12 protein-coding genes and 3 pseudogenes are annotated in these 16,998 nt (G+C 37.2%); 7 read left to right on the top strand and 8 right to left on the bottom strand.

The annotated features are described in order from the left end of the window. Positions 1 to 9: 9 nt before the first annotated feature. From DXC10_RS09460 to DXC10_RS09420, 7 genes and pseudogenes are all read left to right on the top strand, one after another. Positions 10 to 864 carry a DNA adenine methylase gene (locus DXC10_RS09460; protein WP_117737739.1) on the top strand — a complete coding sequence of 285 codons (855 nt, stop codon included), beginning with the start codon at positions 10 to 12 and terminating at the stop codon, positions 862 to 864. Between the two features lie 207 nt (positions 865 to 1,071). Next, positions 1,072 to 1,914, top strand: a pseudogene (locus DXC10_RS09450) (SusC/RagA family TonB-linked outer membrane protein); the annotation flags it as partial. An 18-nt stretch (positions 1,915 to 1,932) separates the two neighbouring features. Further along, positions 1,933 to 3,270, top strand: a complete 1,338-nt coding sequence (locus tag DXC10_RS09445; protein WP_101545022.1) for a RagB/SusD family nutrient uptake outer membrane protein — start codon at positions 1,933 to 1,935, stop codon at positions 3,268 to 3,270. 757 nt (positions 3,271 to 4,027) lie between these two features. Beyond that, positions 4,028 to 4,662 (top strand): annotated as a pseudogene (locus DXC10_RS09435) (mechanosensitive ion channel family protein). 370 nt (positions 4,663 to 5,032) lie between these two features. Next, positions 5,033 to 7,990, top strand: coding sequence for an AsmA-like C-terminal region-containing protein (locus tag DXC10_RS09430; protein WP_117737737.1), 2,958 nt, complete (start codon positions 5,033 to 5,035; stop codon positions 7,988 to 7,990). Positions 7,991 to 8,088: 98 nt separating this feature from the next. Then, positions 8,089 to 8,727: a porin family protein gene (locus DXC10_RS09425; protein WP_101545028.1), complete on the top strand. Its 639-nt coding sequence runs from the start codon at positions 8,089 to 8,091 to the stop codon at positions 8,725 to 8,727. 141 nt (positions 8,728 to 8,868) lie between these two features. Next, positions 8,869 to 9,384 (top strand): outer membrane protein, encoded by a 516-nt coding sequence (locus DXC10_RS09420; protein ID WP_101545030.1) that lies wholly within the window; start codon positions 8,869 to 8,871, stop codon positions 9,382 to 9,384. Between the two features lie 96 nt (positions 9,385 to 9,480). Here DXC10_RS09420 and DXC10_RS16530 read toward each other — a convergent pair. From DXC10_RS16530 to DXC10_RS09380, 8 genes and pseudogenes are all read right to left on the bottom strand, one after another. Then, positions 9,481 to 9,699 (bottom strand): annotated as a pseudogene (locus DXC10_RS16530) (hypothetical protein); the annotation flags it as partial. Between the two features lie 561 nt (positions 9,700 to 10,260). After that, a complete protein-coding gene (locus tag DXC10_RS09410; protein ID WP_117866629.1) occupies positions 10,261 to 10,554 on the bottom strand; it encodes a hypothetical protein in 294 nt (97 codons plus the stop codon). An 879-nt stretch (positions 10,555 to 11,433) separates the two neighbouring features. Further along, positions 11,434 to 13,125, bottom strand: coding sequence for a hypothetical protein (locus DXC10_RS09405; protein WP_117737735.1), 1,692 nt, complete (start codon positions 13,123 to 13,125; stop codon positions 11,434 to 11,436). Continuing rightward, on the bottom strand, positions 13,122 to 13,322 hold the full coding sequence (locus DXC10_RS09400; RefSeq protein ID WP_117737734.1) for a hypothetical protein: 201 nt from the start codon (positions 13,320 to 13,322) through the stop codon (positions 13,122 to 13,124). The genes DXC10_RS09405 and DXC10_RS09400 overlap by 4 nt, the downstream gene beginning before the upstream one ends. Before the next feature lie 210 nt (positions 13,323 to 13,532). Continuing rightward, complete coding sequence (locus DXC10_RS09395; protein WP_117737733.1) at positions 13,533 to 13,991, bottom strand: hypothetical protein; 459 nt, start codon at positions 13,989 to 13,991, stop codon at positions 13,533 to 13,535. A 4-nt stretch (positions 13,992 to 13,995) separates the two neighbouring features. After that, positions 13,996 to 14,430: a hypothetical protein gene (locus DXC10_RS09390; RefSeq protein WP_117737732.1), complete on the bottom strand. Its 435-nt coding sequence runs from the start codon at positions 14,428 to 14,430 to the stop codon at positions 13,996 to 13,998. Continuing rightward, a complete protein-coding gene (locus DXC10_RS09385) occupies positions 14,420 to 14,782 on the bottom strand; it encodes a hypothetical protein (protein ID WP_117737731.1) in 363 nt (120 codons plus the stop codon). The genes DXC10_RS09390 and DXC10_RS09385 overlap by 11 nt, the downstream gene beginning before the upstream one ends. 110 nt (positions 14,783 to 14,892) lie before the next feature. Next, complete coding sequence (locus tag DXC10_RS09380) at positions 14,893 to 16,995, bottom strand: hypothetical protein (RefSeq protein ID WP_117737730.1); 2,103 nt, start codon at positions 16,993 to 16,995, stop codon at positions 14,893 to 14,895. Between the last annotated feature and the right edge of the window lie 3 nt (positions 16,996 to 16,998).

Genomic DNA, 16,998 nt, shown 5'->3' with positions numbered 1-16,998 from the left:
CAGAATGAAATGAAAAAGATGTATTTGTCCGCCCCGCTTCCTTTCGTGGGGCAGAAACGCATGTTTGCGAAGGAATTTATCAAGGTGTTGGGACAGTTCCCGGATAGCACCGTGTTTGTGGACCTGTTTGGCGGCTCGGGCCTGCTGTCACATATCACCAAATGTGTCAGGCCCGATGCCGCCGTTGTGTATAATGACTTCGACAACTACCGCCAGCGGCTTGCGAATATCCCGGTCACCAATGTGCTGTTATCCGATTTGCGCCGGATAGCTGAAGGGGAACCCAGAAACAAACGTATAACCGAGGAGGTTCGAGATAAAATGTTTGCCCGTATTGAGAGGGAAGAAAAAGAACACGGCTACGTGGATTATATCACGTTGTCCTCATCCCTGCTGTTCGCCATGAAATACGTGCTCAGTCTGGAAGATATGAGGAAGGAGACTTTTTACAATAATATCCGGCAGACAGACTATCCCGAAGCAAAGGATTATCTGGAAGGACTGACTATAACCAGCGAAGACTACAAGGAAGTGTTCAAGCGTTACAAGGATGTGCCGGGCGTGGTGTTCCTGGTTGATCCGCCGTACCTTTCTACTGAAGTGGGAACCTACAAGATGTATTGGCGTCTGGCTGATTATCTGGATGTATTGAACGTGTTGAAAGGGCATTCGTTCGTGTACTTCACCTCAAACAAGTCCTCCATTCTGGAACTGTGCGACTGGATAGACCGGAACCCGTTTATTGGTAGCCCGTTCAAGAATTGCCGGAAGGTGGAGTTCAATGCGCACATGAATTATAATTCCAAGTACACGGACATGATGCTGTACACGATGCCGGATGAAGCGGCGGATGTGGCAGCTTGACACTGTATAAAGATACTGAATTATTTTGAACCGACAATGGCTTTTGAATGATATTTTAAAGCCGTTCAAATAGCATTCAAATGAAAGAAAAGCGGTGGGCTCTGGGCATGTAAGGAAGGACCGAGCTCACCGCTTTTCTTGTACGCGTCGTTTTTGTAATTTTTGAAACGTATCGTTTTTGTTAAGCGGCACGTCTGGTTTTTCCGGATTTACTTGTCTACAAGGAATATAACCACCAAGAATTTTTCGTGGTATACTATCTTCAATTTTGCTTATAACGGTAATAGAGTATTGCACGAAAATATCCCTGAACAACAAACCACTCCGGGACGTGAAGGATACCCTGTGGGTGCTATCTTTGCGCTGAAAACGGCCGGGGTAGACAAAGAGACTGGAAATATGATGTTCTATAATCCGAAAGGCGAAAAGGTTACGTTGAAAGAACTTTATCGTCTGGTAGACGAGTGGGGAATAGGAATTGCTTCATCGGATGTCACTCCTGCTGAAGAGCGGACTTTCTATTCCTATATCGGTAGCTCGGATGCACCTTATACGGGCGGGTTCATCAATACCTTTACCTATAAGAACTGGGAACTGAGTGCTAACTTCTCTCTCACTATGGGCGGATATGTACGTACTCAACCTACGTATGACATTATCCAACCGGACTATGGTAAGAACTACAACCGGGATGTGCTGAGTCGTTGGACTCCCCAAAACCGGGATGCTGCATTTCCAGCATTTATGACGAGTGCTTCCAATCCTGAAGAATACTACTGGTATGATGCCAAGCCCATCTGGAGAGATTTGGATATCTGGGTGAAGAAACTCAATTATGTACGTTTGCAAAATCTTCGTTTGGGTTATCGTGTTCCTGAAAGTCTGACGAAACGCTTGGGTATGAATTCTGCTACGGTATCGGTTGAGGGACGTAACCTGTTTGTATTCGGGTCGGGGTATAATAATTATATGGATCCGGAATCCATGTACAATCCTTTTGCCACTCCGGTACCTAAGTCTGTTACTTTTAGTTTGAATTTGAATTTTTAATTCTAAAACCGAAGGACAATGAAGAAAATAATAAATCTGATGATAATAGGCTGTATGCTTCTGTTTACAGCTTGCGACAACTATCTGGACATACAGCCTACCGGTAGTGTCATTCCCAATTCGTTGGCTGAATACAGGGCTTTACTCACCCGTTCTTATAAAGATGTGAGTACACTGAGTGATCGAGGTATTGCGAGTTTCCGTTCGGATGAAATGCAAGTAAGCAGCGATAGTTATGACCTGAATACATACATGGATATAGAACGTTGGAATGATCTCTCTCCTAATGCTTATACGGCACAGTTTGAGTGGGTGAGATATTATAACGTACTTTTTATAGCCAACCACATCATAGAGAACAGGAAGGAAATAAAAGAAGGCGGTGAACTTGAAGTAAACCAGCTGGTGGGTGAAGCTTTCATGTTGCGTGCCTACATGCATTTTCTTTTGGTGAACCTTTATGGACAACCTTATACCAAGCCGGGAGCATTGGAAACAAAATCCATACCGTTGAAACTGGATACAGATTTAGAAAAGGTACTTAGTCGGAATACAGTGAAGGAGGTTTATTCTTCCATTCAGTCGGATATCGACGAAGCCCGTAAACTGATTTCGGAACCGGAGTGGGAGTTGGCTTATTCCTATCGCTTCAATACATTGTCGGTAGAGGCGTTCCAGTCGCGTGTCTCTCTTTATAAAGGTGAGTGGCAGGCTGCGTGGGATGCCGCTGAAACTGTACTTGCCGGAAAATCTGATTTGGAAGAGTTGAATGATGCTACCGCCAACTTACCCAATTATTATAAGTCGGTAGAGAATATCACCGCATTGGAAATGCCTTTGAGTAATTCTGTAAGTAAGGCATCTTTGGCCGCACCTTCTTTGCTTAATCTCTATTCAGAAGGAGATCTTCGTTTGGACAAATACTTCGCTAAGGCGGATGCGAATGGTTACCGGAAGAATCAGAAAGGTGGAAGTAATAACTTTTTATGTACTTTCCGTACTGGCGAGATATATCTGACGGCTGCCGAGGCTGCCGCTCAGTCAGACAAACTACCCGAGGCACGTAAACGCTTATTGGAACTGATGCGGAAACGTTATTCACCGGAAACCTATCTGGCCAAGGAGGTTATAGTCAATAAAATGGACAAGGGTGCTTTGATAGGTGAAATTCTGAATGAGCGTGCTCGTGAATTGGCATTTGAGGGACACCGCTGGTTCGACCTGCGGCGTACTACCCGTCCTCGGATGGAGAAAACCTTTGAAGGTAAAACTTATGTTCTCGAAGAAAACGACCCGCGGTATACGATTTCCATTCCTAAGGATGCTATCGAAGCCAATCCGGGGTTATTAAACTGACTTATGTGGATTCGGTATAAGAAATGATTCATGGCTGTACGGCTTTGGGTTGAACGAATGTTAGGTATTTTTACCACAGAGGGTACAGGGTCTTATAGGGGTAGGTTTTATGATTTCCTGTTGATATTTTGGGACAATAGATATTTAGTAGGGATCGGTTTGATATATCAATCTGTCCAATTGATGCCCAAATGATATTCAACAGGTACTTTCTGTCTTCGAATAGCCTGTTATGTTGACACGTCCGCTTCCCGAAAAGTCCGAAAAAGTACAATTAAGGTATAAATATACTGTGATTATACCGAATATCCACTGGTTTCACGTTTCTCGAATACAGAATATTAACTTCCCATGCGAGGGATATTAACTTCTCACGTGAGGAATATTAACTTCCTTCGTGAGAGATGTTAACTTCCCTCACTGGAAAGATGAATATTTGCCCTGAAAAATACTCTTTTTCTCCTGTGAAAAGAGTATTTTTACATGGACAGCCGGTATTTTCTGTCTATTTAGGTTGTATGTATTTATGTACTTCGCTATTTATGAGTAAGATACGAATTTTTGTTTGCATATTCTCGTTTGCGTCTACCAATGGGTGGAAATACGCGATTCTCAGGATGCGGAAAGTGCAAAGTGTCAAAAACGAACATAGGCAATTTCGTGGAGCAGATATACCTGCTATTAGGAATATAATATTGCCGTGGATAACTATGGAGCTATTAACCGAAATAGGAATTGTAAAAATAGAGGACTGTAAATGAATTTATTTTTATTGAACACATCAGTTGCCGGAGGAAGACTCGAAAAGTCATTGGAAAAGTTAGTAGATTTTGGCATGGATGCCGGTAAGGACATATTAATCGCTATTTTAATTTATGTAACCGGACGTTTTATTATTAGAAGGATAAGCGCATTAGTCTCCAAAATATTTGAAAAGCGGAAGATTGAAACCAGTGTACAGACATTCTTAAAGAGTCTGATAAAGATTTTGCTGGATATGATTCTCGCTTTTGCTATAATCGGTAAGCTCGGAGTAGAGACCACTAGTTTCGCGGCATTGCTCGCATCTGCCGGTGTAGCTGTAGGTATGGCACTTTCTGGTAACCTTTCCAATTTAGCCGGCGGACTGATTATACTTGTCTTCAAACCGTGTTTAAGGTGGGTGACTATATAGACGGACCGAGAGTAAGCGGTACAATAAAGGAAATACAGATATTTCACACCATGACTTTCCACGCTTGACAACCGTATGATTTATGTACCTAACGGGAGTCTCAGTGGCAATGCTGGAGTGTTTTGTATGACATCAATGAAATTGTCTATACTACATTCAATGAAGAAGGCATAGGATACCCGTTCCCACAACTTACCCTACATCAGGCAAAAGATTGATCTTATCATCTATATAGGTTTTTCATCCTTTATTCCAAATATTTTATCAATCACACTGGCTCACTATTTTTATACGTATTATTCTTTCATAAAAATAGTGGTACTAATTTCCCATCTATCAAATTTATCGTATGCGGAACAGAGGTTTTTCCAATTAGAGTTTTATTCCGTATTAAAGACTTTATATTTCTAACGAGTTGGAATGGGATAAAATATTAAGATTCAATCTGCATTTATTCACTCTGAAAAGTATGTAATACTATTCATTAATTCTCCAAAAAAGTTCATAAACTCCTTTTGTTTGTTTTTAGATATTATCGGTTACTAATTTATTATATAGATTTGCAAGTGTCTTTTTATCGAGATATGTATGGAAAATCAAGCCAGGAAAATTTTAAAAATATCCGGTATTATATCAGGAGGATTGATTATTGCCATTTTTATAATAATCACGATTGCCTTGAATTTTGTGTTTACTCCTGAGAAGTTAACTCCGGTGGTATTGGAAACTGCCAATCAAAATTTAAATGCAAAACTGGATATAGAAGGTGTAGAACTTACTTTCTTCTCTACCTTTCCCCGGTTCGGATTGCAACTGACAAACGGAACATTGATTTCAAAAGCCATTCGTGATACCATGTGGCAGAGAACTGACACATTGTTGTCTTTTAAAGAAGCCATATTGGTAATAGATGTAATGGATTATCTGCAACGGAAAAAGGTAAACATCCATCATCTTGCCCTGGACAGTGCCAAGATTTATGCATATAAGGACGAGACTGGAACTGCCAACTGGAACATCCTTTCCAAAAATACGAAAAATACAGTTTCATCGTCAACGGATACGGTCAGGTATGTGAATGAACTTAATATCGGGCAGGCCGCCATAAAACATGCCACAGTAACTGTGGATGACCGGAACACACATATCTTTGCTAATATATGGGGGATGGACTTGAACCTGAAAGCAAACATGAAAAAAGGGGATTCTATATTGACCTTGGACTTCAAAAACAAGAATATCCTTTTCTGGCAGAATGGGCAGTTGATAGCTAACCATATCAGTACCCATTTGAGAACAGACATTGAATTGGACACCGCTCATCGTACCCTTTTTCTGCGTGATGCCCTGATTAATGTAAATGGTATAGAATTAGGGGTAAAGGGAACGATACGGCATGATGCAATAGTACAAGCTCTTGATTTAGACTTGCAATACGGGTTGCACACTCCTTCATTGGAAACAGTATTACACATGATTCCGGAAAGTATTTTGAAAAGAACAAAGGTATCTGCCAAAGGAGAAGTTACTTTCAAAGGAAAATTAAAAGGAACCTATGGAAAACAAAAATTGCCATTGGCCACATTGGATATCAAAATTAAAGATACTTCTGCCCAGTATGCCGGGATGCCTTATGGCATAGACAAGTTAGACGTTGATTTTTTTAGTCAAATAGATCTGATGCGTAATAAACCTTCCTATCTGAATTTAAAGATATTCCATTTTGAAGGGGCAAATACCAGTATATTGGCTGATATGAAAGTAGATAATCTGTTGACAAATCCCGATATTACCTTACATACTAAATCGACTATAGACCTGAATGCACTGAAGCAAGCTTTTCCGTTACAGGAAAGTATCAGCATGGAAGGGAAAATGAAAGCCGATTTGGGGGTGCGCTGCCGTATGTCTTCCATAAAGAACCAGGATTGGGGATGTATTAAGGCCGAAGGGCAACTTGAGACGGACAAACTTGTAATACGTGATACTCAGAAGAATTTTGAGTTCATAAGTGACGCATCATTGAATTTTATCGGCAATGAATGGTTAGGGGTACGCGCCATAATTAAGGACATGACTTTTCGCTCTCCCCAATTGAGCTCTGACATGAAAAGTCTTGTTGCTACCGTCAAGACCACTCCTTCCAAAGACACGACCCGGATGGCCCAGGTGGAATGTAAAATGGAAATGCACAAACTGAAAGTGAGCTTAGGAGACTCCCTTGATTTATTTTGCGGAAAGTCTTCCGCTACTCTGAATTTAAAACCGGGAGAATATAATCCTGGCAAGCCCCGAATAGGACTTACCATGGAGACAGACACTTTGTATTGCCGCATGGGAGAGAGCAAAGTAGGAATGAATAAAGCGGGAATAGGAATTACTGCAGAAAAAATACGTGATTCATTGTGGATGCCTAAGGGCATTATAGGTTTTGATCACATGGTTGCCCGCATGCCGGAATGTGCACTTCCTATACATATACAAAAAACCTCCGTAACAGTGGGCAACCATACAATAACCTTACGTAATGCTACCATACGTATAGGCAGATCCGACATTACGGCAAATGGGGCAATCTATGATTTGTATGGAGTTATGAAGTACCACAAAGTGTTACGTGCCAAACTGGACGTTTCTTCCAATAACTTAGACTGCAACCAATTGATACGCTCAATATCCTTCCCCTCGGATACACTTACAGCAAGTACCGATACTGCTGCCACAAACCTTAAACTATTTGTGATACCTCAGAAATTAGACTTTGAACTACAAACAAATTTCCGGCGGGTACTTTATGAAAAAGTGATATTCAATGATGTCTGTGGAGCTGTAGACATACGTAACCAATCTGTACACTTGAAAGAACTTAGTATGAAAGGGCTGGGATCGAAAATGAACACTACGCTTGTTTATCAGGCAAAACGTCCGGAACAAGGATTTACTGGTTTTGATTTCCGTCTGCATAATATCAACATTGGAAAGTTGGTTGACCTTGCACCCTCTTTGGATACAATCGTACCCATGTTACGTTCATTTGAGGGAACTGTGGATTTCAATGTGGCGGCAGCTGCGGTATTGGATTCCAACCTCAACATCAAGATACCGACTTTGCGCTCGGCCATTCATGTAAAAGGAGACAGCCTTGTACTGATGGACGGTGAGACTTTCGCGGAAATCTCAAAGAAGTTCTTTTTTAAGAATAAAAAGAAGAATTTGATTGACAGTATTTCAGTAAATATCAGTATTAAAGACGGTAGTGTGACTATCTATCCTTTTGAAATTTCAATGGATCGTTACCGGGCAGCGGTAGGAGGTACACAAGGTTTGGACATGAACTTTAACTACCATATTTCCATATTGAGATCACCTGTACCATTCAAACTAGGCTTGAACATATCGGGGACTTTAGATGATATGAAATTCAAATTTGGGAAAGCCAGATATAAAGATGCAATTACACCAGCAGAAACACATAAGGTGGACAGCACAATAGTAAATATGGGACAACAGATCGCAAATGACTTCAAAAATATAATGAAAAGATAAACGAAACAACAAGAAAAGCAATATATTGAATGTTTCATAAACAAAAACATCATGATAATAAATTCATTATTTACAAACATTTTTTTATTACAACCATTATGAAAAAAAGTATCTTAACAATTATTTTTGCGTTCATCTGTATCTTGGGGTATGCGCAAGTGTCTTTTAATGTAAAGGCAGGTCTTAACCTTAGCAGTTACATCGGTGAAAATTCAGATAACTCCAAATTCAAACCGGGAGTTCGTCTTGGCGTGGGAATGGAATATCAATTCAATGAAATGGTGGCTCTGCAACCTTCATTATTTTTCTCGCAGAAAGGAGCCAAGTATTCAGATGATTATAAAGGAAATATTGCAGATGCCGATGCAGACGTAAAAATTAACCAACTGTATCTTGAGCTTCCAATCAATGTACAATTCAGATTCAACATTGCAGACAATACTAATCTTGTTATTGCAACCGGTCCCTATTTGGCCTGTGGCGTAGGCGGAAAAGCAAAATTTGACGGAAATGCTTCCGTTGGCGGTGTTGAAGTAAACGGTTCTGAAAAGATAGATACTTTCGGAGATGACGGATTGGATTATAATAGATTCGATGCCGGCTGGAACATCGGCCTCGGCGTAGAATTCGGACAGATTCTTGTAGGGCTTGATACACAGCTTGGCTTTTGCAAGATCATGGATGGAGATGCTCCGCACAATGCGAACATTGGCATCACTTTGGGATATAAATTTTAAGTTGTTCTTTTTTTGAAGACCTTTTAATTGAGTAGTTGGTAAGACTAAAGCTTTCTTGCTATTCTTATATTTCTATCTTAGAATTAAGTATTTTATTGTGGATAATCCATAATTTATTTGTTACAAAATAGACAATCTGGTATGAAAAAAATATTCATTTTATTAATAACTCTTTTTTCGTTGTCAGTCGGTGTTTATGCGCAGAAAGGGAAACAGGCTATAGGTTTCGGTCTCGGTTATGGAACAGAGATTGAAAGTCTTGGATTAGGAATTAAGTATCAGTATAACATAACCAATCCTATACGTATTGAACCCTCTCTCAACTATTTTTTTGAAAATGACAATGTAAGCATGTTGGATGTGAACGTTAATTTCCATTATCTGTTTCCGGTAGCCGGTAATGTCAAGCTTTATCCGCTGTTCGGATTGACTTTATCCAATTGGATGTTTGATATGTATGATGTTGATTGGGATGGAGACCACGTTCATGTCGATGACAATGGGAACCATAACGAATGTCGGTTTGGTGTAAACTTGGGAGTTGGGGCTGAATTTGCATTGAGCCATAGTTGGGCCATGAATCTTGAATTCAAGTATCAATTGGTTAGTGATTTTGACCAGGGTGTCATTAATATTGGAGCCGCATATAGATTTTAAAGAAAATCTCAGAATAGAAATCATATGAGTGTAAGAGGGGATAAACGTAATTTAATGCTTGTCCCCTCTTTTATGTTTCAATCTTTGGATTTCAAGTTAATCATCGTCATCATCGTCGTCATCGTATCGATAGTGCTTCTTGTGGTGCTTCTTCGTTTTTTTATATTTATGTTTCTTATGGCGAAATTTGTCATGACGCTCACAGTATGAATTGTAATATTCATACCAGCAGTCACTATGGTGATGAACCCTGTCATAGAAAGGAGTATAATACACACTTCCCGGATTTATGCCGATCTCCCTAAGGATACGGTTCGTTTTTGATTCTTACTATGAAGTAAACCATTGTTGGTTTTGCCCCTTTAGGTTTTACTAGGTTATAGTAGGGGGGATCTCTTGGGCAAAACATTGTTTGATTTCATTGTTTGAAACCATTGTTTCAGTTTTTTTAATAGAAGCATTGTTTGATGTTTCAGAATGTGCCATAATAGGGTGTTACTTGGCATATAGGCATAAAAAAAGGCATACAGCTATACTGTATGCCTTATTTGTGGAGCGTATGAGACTCGAACTCATCACCTCGACACTGCCAGTGTCGAAAAATGCGCTAATTATCAGTTAGTTATCTCTAAAAGGGTAACAAATCGGGGTAACAACCTTTTTGCAAAGGTACTAGTAATTAGCGTATTATGCAATAATTGGTGGTATAAAAAAACTCTGACTTTCGGGTAGAGAGTAAGTTTTAACCCTACGATTTATCTAGTGAGCTAGTTTTTTGTTTTGTGGGTGCGCCGTGCGGCAACTTCTATTTTAAGGTGATAGTAATAAAAAAAGCTAGCTACTGTTATAGTAACTAGCTTTTATGATTTTCTTTAATTACTCTTTTTGTTCTTTAGGGGTAGTAGCACTATACTTATAAGTTTTAAAAAAGTGTTCTCGCTCATCTTCTGATAATGCGTTAAGTCCTTCTGTTAACACCTTAGTCCTCTTATTAAAACTTTCTATTTCTATTTCTTTTTCGGCTTTCAGTTCCTCTAAGTTCTTTTGCCACTTTATACACTTAGCAATTTGCCGTTCACACTTTGCAACATATTCATTTGCTGTTGCATTTTTGGAAAAATAAACTCCATATTTTTCCATTGACTTTTGTCTTTCTGTCATTTCTTTCATAAAAAATAAAATAATTATATGAAACATTCTGCCTAAGAAGAAAGGAGTAGTTATACACTACAAACTTATTTCTTATTCAGATAAAAGTTTTCTCAAAAAATAGGCTTTTGCAAACCCTTTTTAGGCGGATTTGCTGATTCTTATAAATTATTTTTATTTTTTATTCTTTTTCTTCTTTTTTTCTTTTGCGCACTTTCCAAAAATGGAAAGAGCGTCACTAGTGAACTAGCGGTGCAAATATAGATAGTTTTTAGGGGATTACAAAACATTTTGCAAAAAACTTTATGTGCGTATGGTTGATGATGATTTTTGAAATCCAGCCAACCGAAACAATATTATAATTAATGTATCACTCCGCTTCGCTACGTGATATGGAATCTTGAATAATACCCCCAGAAACTATATTTTATCCTAGAAATGGTTCTTAAAAAGAATGAAGATACTGAAAGAACTCGCCCCTCAAAAGGGGCGAAGTTCGGTTCTTTTTAAGGTTCATGGTAAATTTGAATATATATAACCATTTCCTCTATATTGAATAAAAACTATATTGTAGATTAAGATTCATATTGATGTATATCTATATTCAGGTTAATTTGAAAATCCATATTACCTATATTCAAATTATACTTTCAATATACTATTAGTCAAACTAACATTATAGTTTTAAATTTACTTTTATTACAGAGAACCTTTTCGAGAAGAACCATCTACGCATCTGGCTTCGCCACCTCCCTGAAGGGGAGGCAAGGATGCTAGAACCTTCTCTCAAAGAACCTCTTGCTTCGCTAAAAGTGTATAAATAGGTATTACTACAAGTTTGGGAGTTTTTTTACCTCTCTATATAGGCTAATCGGATTACAAAAAAGCTCCCGAAAATAGTTAGGATATTATCAATGTTATATCCAGTTTTTTCAGGTTGTTTTTCAAGTTATCATACTTGCTTTTCTTCTTCTCCGATTTAGGACAGATAATATAAAGTTGATCCAATGCTATGGTAAATGTCTCTTTTCTACTAGCCATTATATAATCTTTCAGGGATGTATCATGTTCTGCTAGCTTTTGTATATCTGCAACAATCTCTTTTCTGATTCTAAAAGTTCCAGCCTTTTCAGCCAGCCAATCGGATTCATGTTTGGCTCTTTCGATTGGATTATAGATATTATTATTCAGATAGGTAGAGATGCAATTAATAAATTCAGGATTATAATCGCTGCTATACCAAACATCATATTCTCCAGCGTCAAAGTTTCTAATCCCGATTCTGGATAATAATTGGGTGTAATACCACATCCTATAATCTTCAAGTGTTGTCTCGCTTAAAAATGCCTCCCTTACAGAACTGGCAAAAGTATAAGGCATATTCCAATCGCCAAGCAAAATTATTCCCGTATAGCTTCTAAATTCATTCGTACTTTTGGTTTTGCTAGATCCAAAGTAGGTAATTGAATAGTCCATCTCTGGTACATAACCTTTTAATCTTAGTTCTTCATCTATTTTGTTCACCCAGTCAGATTCTCCGCTTGGTTCATCCTCAAAACGCTTTCCAATATCTTTCCATACCACAATTAAGGTTTTGCTTTGAAGTCTGGTTTTCAATATCCCGATTATATTATTAACCGTTTCATTGAATTTAATCGGATCAAACTCATTCCTTCTTTCTTGCGGTGCTGTTATCTCATGGAAATTCACTTTGGCATTATATTTATAATGTATATCCAGCAGTGTAAAGCAACTGGAATCATGCAGTAAAATATCTCCAGCACCTTCATAGATAAGTATATGGGTATTTATAGTTGATTGCCAAAGATTCTTAGGATAGAAAGATATATTCATCTTTTGTTCTCCAGATTGTTTCCAACCTTCCCAATATCTAGGAATACATTCTAGAACCACATCTCTTTTAATCCTTCCGAGTTTATGGGTTGTATTACAAAAATCATCTTCCCCATCAGCAATGAACTCTTTGTATGATTCTTCCAGATCGGCTTTTCCCTTGCATCTCCATGCGCCAGATACTTTTTCAGAGAAACATCCCAATACTGTTCTGGATATACTGACAAAAGGCTTGTAGAACATGGGAGTTTCATCGAAGATAACGTAGGCTCTTAAATCTTCCCTAGCCATCAGTTTTGCAAAATCCCCATCAAATGCAGGTACTTTTGAGGTTGGCTTATAAATCAGAAAATAATCAATAAGATCAGTCCAAAACCTGACGTGGGTTAATATGATTACTTTCTTGTTCATTATCAGTTCTGGAGTTTCACAATATACTTTCATGTTTTCTCTGGCTTCAATCTCACCATGAATAAGAAGCACATCCGAATCTGGCAGAATATTGTTTTCTATAATCCAATGATACATCTTATCGGCTTCGGCTATTGTATCTACACAATACATTATACCTTTGTCGGCTTTAAGTTTGATTAGTTGTTTTATGGATGTCGTTTTGCCAGAGCCGCATCCAGTTGATATAACATACATCCCAGTCTTGTCATCAACTTTAATAGATCCATTTCTAAGGTTCATAGTAAAACCATTTCCACTACTAGGAATTACATTGATAGCATTCATTTGCCGCCTCCTTCCTCTGGTTCATCATCAACAATCAACCATTTATATTTATCAGCCAAGAAGTGCATATAAGAAAGCATGGATTCATCATCGAAAAAAGCATTGTCAAAATCAGGCTGCAATGCTTGTAATATCTTAAACTCATTCCTTATCTGTTCCATGAGTTCAGATTTTCTTTTAATAAGTGTTTCGTTCATCTTGATATGTTTTTTAGTATTAGTTCAATGGTATAAGTTCTTTCAGCCACCTCAACAGATCTGCTTTATATGAAGAAAGGACGATAAACCTCTACCGATCTATCATCCTTTCCAAGTCATATTGAGAACTAAAAAACACTTATACATCAATTAGGGAATAAGGCTTTGAGATACGCATTTCATTGGTTTGCAAATATCCCCAGCCAAACTTTATTTTAACCTCATAACCACACAATAAGGCTTTATTTCAAGTTTCATCCAGTTTACCTTATTCGCACCTAGCAGAACGGCACTTGACTTATATGCTGCCTTAAACTCTTTCTGCTCCATTAAACATGAATAGCTAAATGGAACTATTGGAAATGGATTGGGTAGATGAAAATTATTGTAGCCTTCTCCAGTAATCATAAAAGCGTCTGCATCTTTCATAAGTCCATCAGCCAGATCATCTTTGGAATAATCTGTATATCTCTGGAAAACGGCTGTTATAGTCTTGTCAGTCGTAGTTATTCCGAATATCACCTTGTCTAGACCTATATAGTTGTCTAGGTCTGTTTGTACAAGTCTGGCTATTTCATCATCAGTTTGTATTCCAGTATCGTAGATCTTCGATACTAGAACTATCTTTTTCGATAGTCTGTTATTACCGTTATTTATTCTTTTTGCCATACTACTAATAAGTTATTTCAAGTACAATTCTATCACTATAGATACGTATCTTTATTTCTTCCGTTTTTTGTTCCCCTAACAATTCCAACAAGGTACGGTAAAACCTTATAAATGCACTTTTATGTGTATAATAATGATATTTCCCTATCTTTATCAAAGGATAAATCAATGGCTGTTCTTCCTCTCCAAGTCTGAAAGCTGATACTGAAATACCTGAAACAATATAACAATCAGTATCTATAATCAAATCTTTGTCAGTTGCATCTAATGAATCACGCCAGAATACTAATCGAATCTTGTTTTCTGCAAGTTGATTATATTCTATCTTTATTATTCCATTTGTTTTCTCGTCCAATTTGCCTTGGATCATTTCTTCAATTTCATTTTTGCCCCACCTAGTACATAACATCATGTTGAAGGCTATAAATTTAAAATCCATAATTACTACTTTTGCTTTTCTGTGATACTACTTTTAAAATTATTCCATACTTCTTTTGTAAGAAACCGATTAGTCCAATATAAGAATCGCTTCTTCTTCTTTCACGAGGACAAATCTTCAAAATCTCCTTCAAGTCGATTTCAATAGAGAGACCAGTTGAGAATGAATCACCGAATTTCTGCTTTAATGCTTCTATATCGGATTCATATCTACTTTCATTTGTTTTTTCGATTACATCAGGACAAACTTCATGATCTCTAACCTGACGTTCCAGCGGTTCTTCTAAAGAACCACTGAAAAATGTTCTAATAAAATTCCCCCACATGATAGTAGGTTTTAAATGTTTTGTCATTAGTTAGAGTTTCACGTCTAGGGAAGCGCGTTTTGTCATTTTCAGATAAGGACAAAAAATAACGCACTAAGACTTGTTGTCCTAGTGCGTTTGATACTTTCGGGTTATTTTCAATTTGGGAAGTTTATAAAGATTTTGGAAATCAATTTTGAATAATACCCTTTCTCATTATTAGGATAATGTAATTCTGCCGTTATAAATACTCCATCCTTCAAGACAGTCTTTAAATAAAATATATCCCCATTTTCCGTATAATCAGATACGACAAACCAGTTATCTTTTAATCTATAATAAACAGGAGATTTGGATCTATATTCGTTATATTTATCCTCAATAGTTTCATTTAAGACATTATGCATTCCATATACAATTAAACAGGTATGACTATCCTTAGAGAATCTACAACCATCCCCATTTTCAGATTCATATATATTGCTAAAAGAAGATGGATATAAGACATTGTAGCCAAAACGAGAATTATGGTATTTTTTTAGTGTAGTTTCTTGTGGAACTACATTGTGATTGTCTTTTTGCAGTTCAAAAGGCATTTCAATACCTTTATAGTTAACAAATGTACCATAGAAAGAATCACTAGTAAATCTTCCTTTGAAATCACCCGTTTGTTCTCCTTTATTATTAAATTCAAGCAACACAACATCACCACTATCTGATACACCACCATATAAATGTAAACAACTATCACTACCGTTCTTATCATAGTAATATTTACCATAGATTTTGTCGCCTTGCATTGATAGCTGCATTGTAATAGGGTATTTGTTATTAATTTGACCTTTCAGATAATAAGTATTTCCATTATAAGACGGTGCGATTAATCTTCCTTGTAAGTCGTAATGAATATCAACAAAGGCATATTCACTTGTAGCATTACAATCTATAAATTTAGTCATTACCATTCTATGAGCTATATATCCATCATCATTTTTAGTTATCGCTCTTCCTGAACAAAGCTCTCTAATTTGCCAGTTAGAAGGATTTAGTTCTAATACACACTCTATATGTCCAATACTATTAGCACCATTATTACCAGAAATGAGTAATGTATTATTTTCTTGATTAATCAGTACATCATAATTAATCAACAATACCTCCCCGGCATTATTTGTTGGTAAAGCTTCTGTGTCAAACTGTTTTAGTTCCTTCCTATCCAAGTCATATATTAAAAGGTAGGGAAAGCCATAATCACCTTCACCTTTTAACCTAAAAGTACAATATTGGGATAACTCCGGATATTTATGATCAACTTGTATTTTATCACCATACTTAGTCGTCAGTTCTTGAATAATGGCGTTTGATCTTTGTTCGTATGTATCCGATGTGGATTGCGTGCTATGTTGTTGAGTGGCATCTGTTATACTATTTACTTCCTCTTGTTGAAGCGTTGGTATTACATTTTCATTTTTAGTACATTGCCACACTACAAATACAGCTATAATGATAACTGCAATACCTCCAATAGCAAATCCAATATAAGGCGATTTAGATTGTTCTTCTGCTTTGTTTTCTTCCTGTCGCTTGATAAAACTAGATTGTGGTACCACCAAAGCATAATATTCATTCAATGTTTTATGATAATAGAATTGCTTGATAATTAGTATTAACGGTAAAATCCAAACACTTCGTATTATCAAATCCATTGTAGAATAAATGTCTGTACCTAATAACCTTCCTATCCATGCTATCGTTTGTAAGGTTACTCCATCACGTATTATCATTTCATATAAATCAGTACTCGACTTACATATCCAGCAACAAGCCAATGTATTTAGTATAGCTAATCCTTCAATAATCCGTCTATCCAGTTTTCTCCCAATGCTACCAATTACAATTGCCAAAGAAAAGATAACAGTTATTATGATGAAGATAATAGCAAATGTATGCAAACTGTCCGCTTCACTCATTAAATAGTTGAAATTAGAAGTAGTATTGATACCAGTATGTTCATTTACTAAATCACCAACTACTGAATATTCTTGAACGAAAGAACTTACATCTTCATCCGTTTGCTTATATACTGGTTCAACTTGTAAGGCATAAACACATACCAGACTACCAAAAAGAATCTGCCAAAAGGACATGGATAACAAACCTTTAGTTATTCTTTTTTCAGTAGATGAGTGATATTGATTATGAATAAAAGGAATTATCACCTTATAGAAGATGATAATTCCGATGATTATAGAGATAAACATTAC

The sequence above is a fragment of the Bacteroides sp. OM08-11 genome (assembly GCF_003438665.1).
In the GTDB taxonomy this organism is placed as follows: Bacteria; Bacteroidota; Bacteroidia; order Bacteroidales; family Bacteroidaceae; genus Bacteroides; species Bacteroides cutis.
The sequence above is the reverse complement of the archived record's forward strand: the minus strand, read 5'-3'. Positions and strand labels throughout refer to the sequence as shown.

Excerpts from the sequence above, each read along its gene's own strand:
- DXC10_RS09395 (WP_117737733.1), bottom strand. The coding sequence starts at position 13,991 with ATGGCAAAAAGAATAAATAACGGTAATAACAGACTATCGAAAAAGATA.
- DXC10_RS09390 (WP_117737732.1), bottom strand. The coding sequence starts at position 14,430 with ATGGATTTTAAATTTATAGCCTTCAACATGATGTTATGTACTAGGTGG.
- DXC10_RS09420 (WP_101545030.1), top strand. The coding sequence starts at position 8,869 with ATGAAAAAAATATTCATTTTATTAATAACTCTTTTTTCGTTGTCAGTC.
- DXC10_RS09385 (WP_117737731.1), bottom strand. The coding sequence starts at position 14,782 with ATGACAAAACATTTAAAACCTACTATCATGTGGGGGAATTTTATTAGA.
- DXC10_RS09445 (WP_101545022.1), top strand. The coding sequence starts at position 1,933 with ATGAAGAAAATAATAAATCTGATGATAATAGGCTGTATGCTTCTGTTT.
- DXC10_RS09405 (WP_117737735.1), bottom strand. The coding sequence starts at position 13,125 with ATGAATGCTATCAATGTAATTCCTAGTAGTGGAAATGGTTTTACTATG.
- DXC10_RS09400 (WP_117737734.1), bottom strand. The coding sequence starts at position 13,322 with ATGAACGAAACACTTATTAAAAGAAAATCTGAACTCATGGAACAGATA.
- DXC10_RS09410 (WP_117866629.1), bottom strand. The coding sequence starts at position 10,554 with ATGAAAGAAATGACAGAAAGACAAAAGTCAATGGAAAAATATGGAGTT.
- DXC10_RS09460 (WP_117737739.1), top strand. The coding sequence starts at position 10 with ATGAAAAAGATGTATTTGTCCGCCCCGCTTCCTTTCGTGGGGCAGAAA.
- DXC10_RS09425 (WP_101545028.1), top strand. The coding sequence starts at position 8,089 with ATGAAAAAAAGTATCTTAACAATTATTTTTGCGTTCATCTGTATCTTG.
- DXC10_RS09380 (WP_117737730.1), bottom strand. The coding sequence starts at position 16,995 with ATGTTTATCTCTATAATCATCGGAATTATCATCTTCTATAAGGTGATA.
- DXC10_RS09430 (WP_117737737.1), top strand. The coding sequence starts at position 5,033 with ATGGAAAATCAAGCCAGGAAAATTTTAAAAATATCCGGTATTATATCA.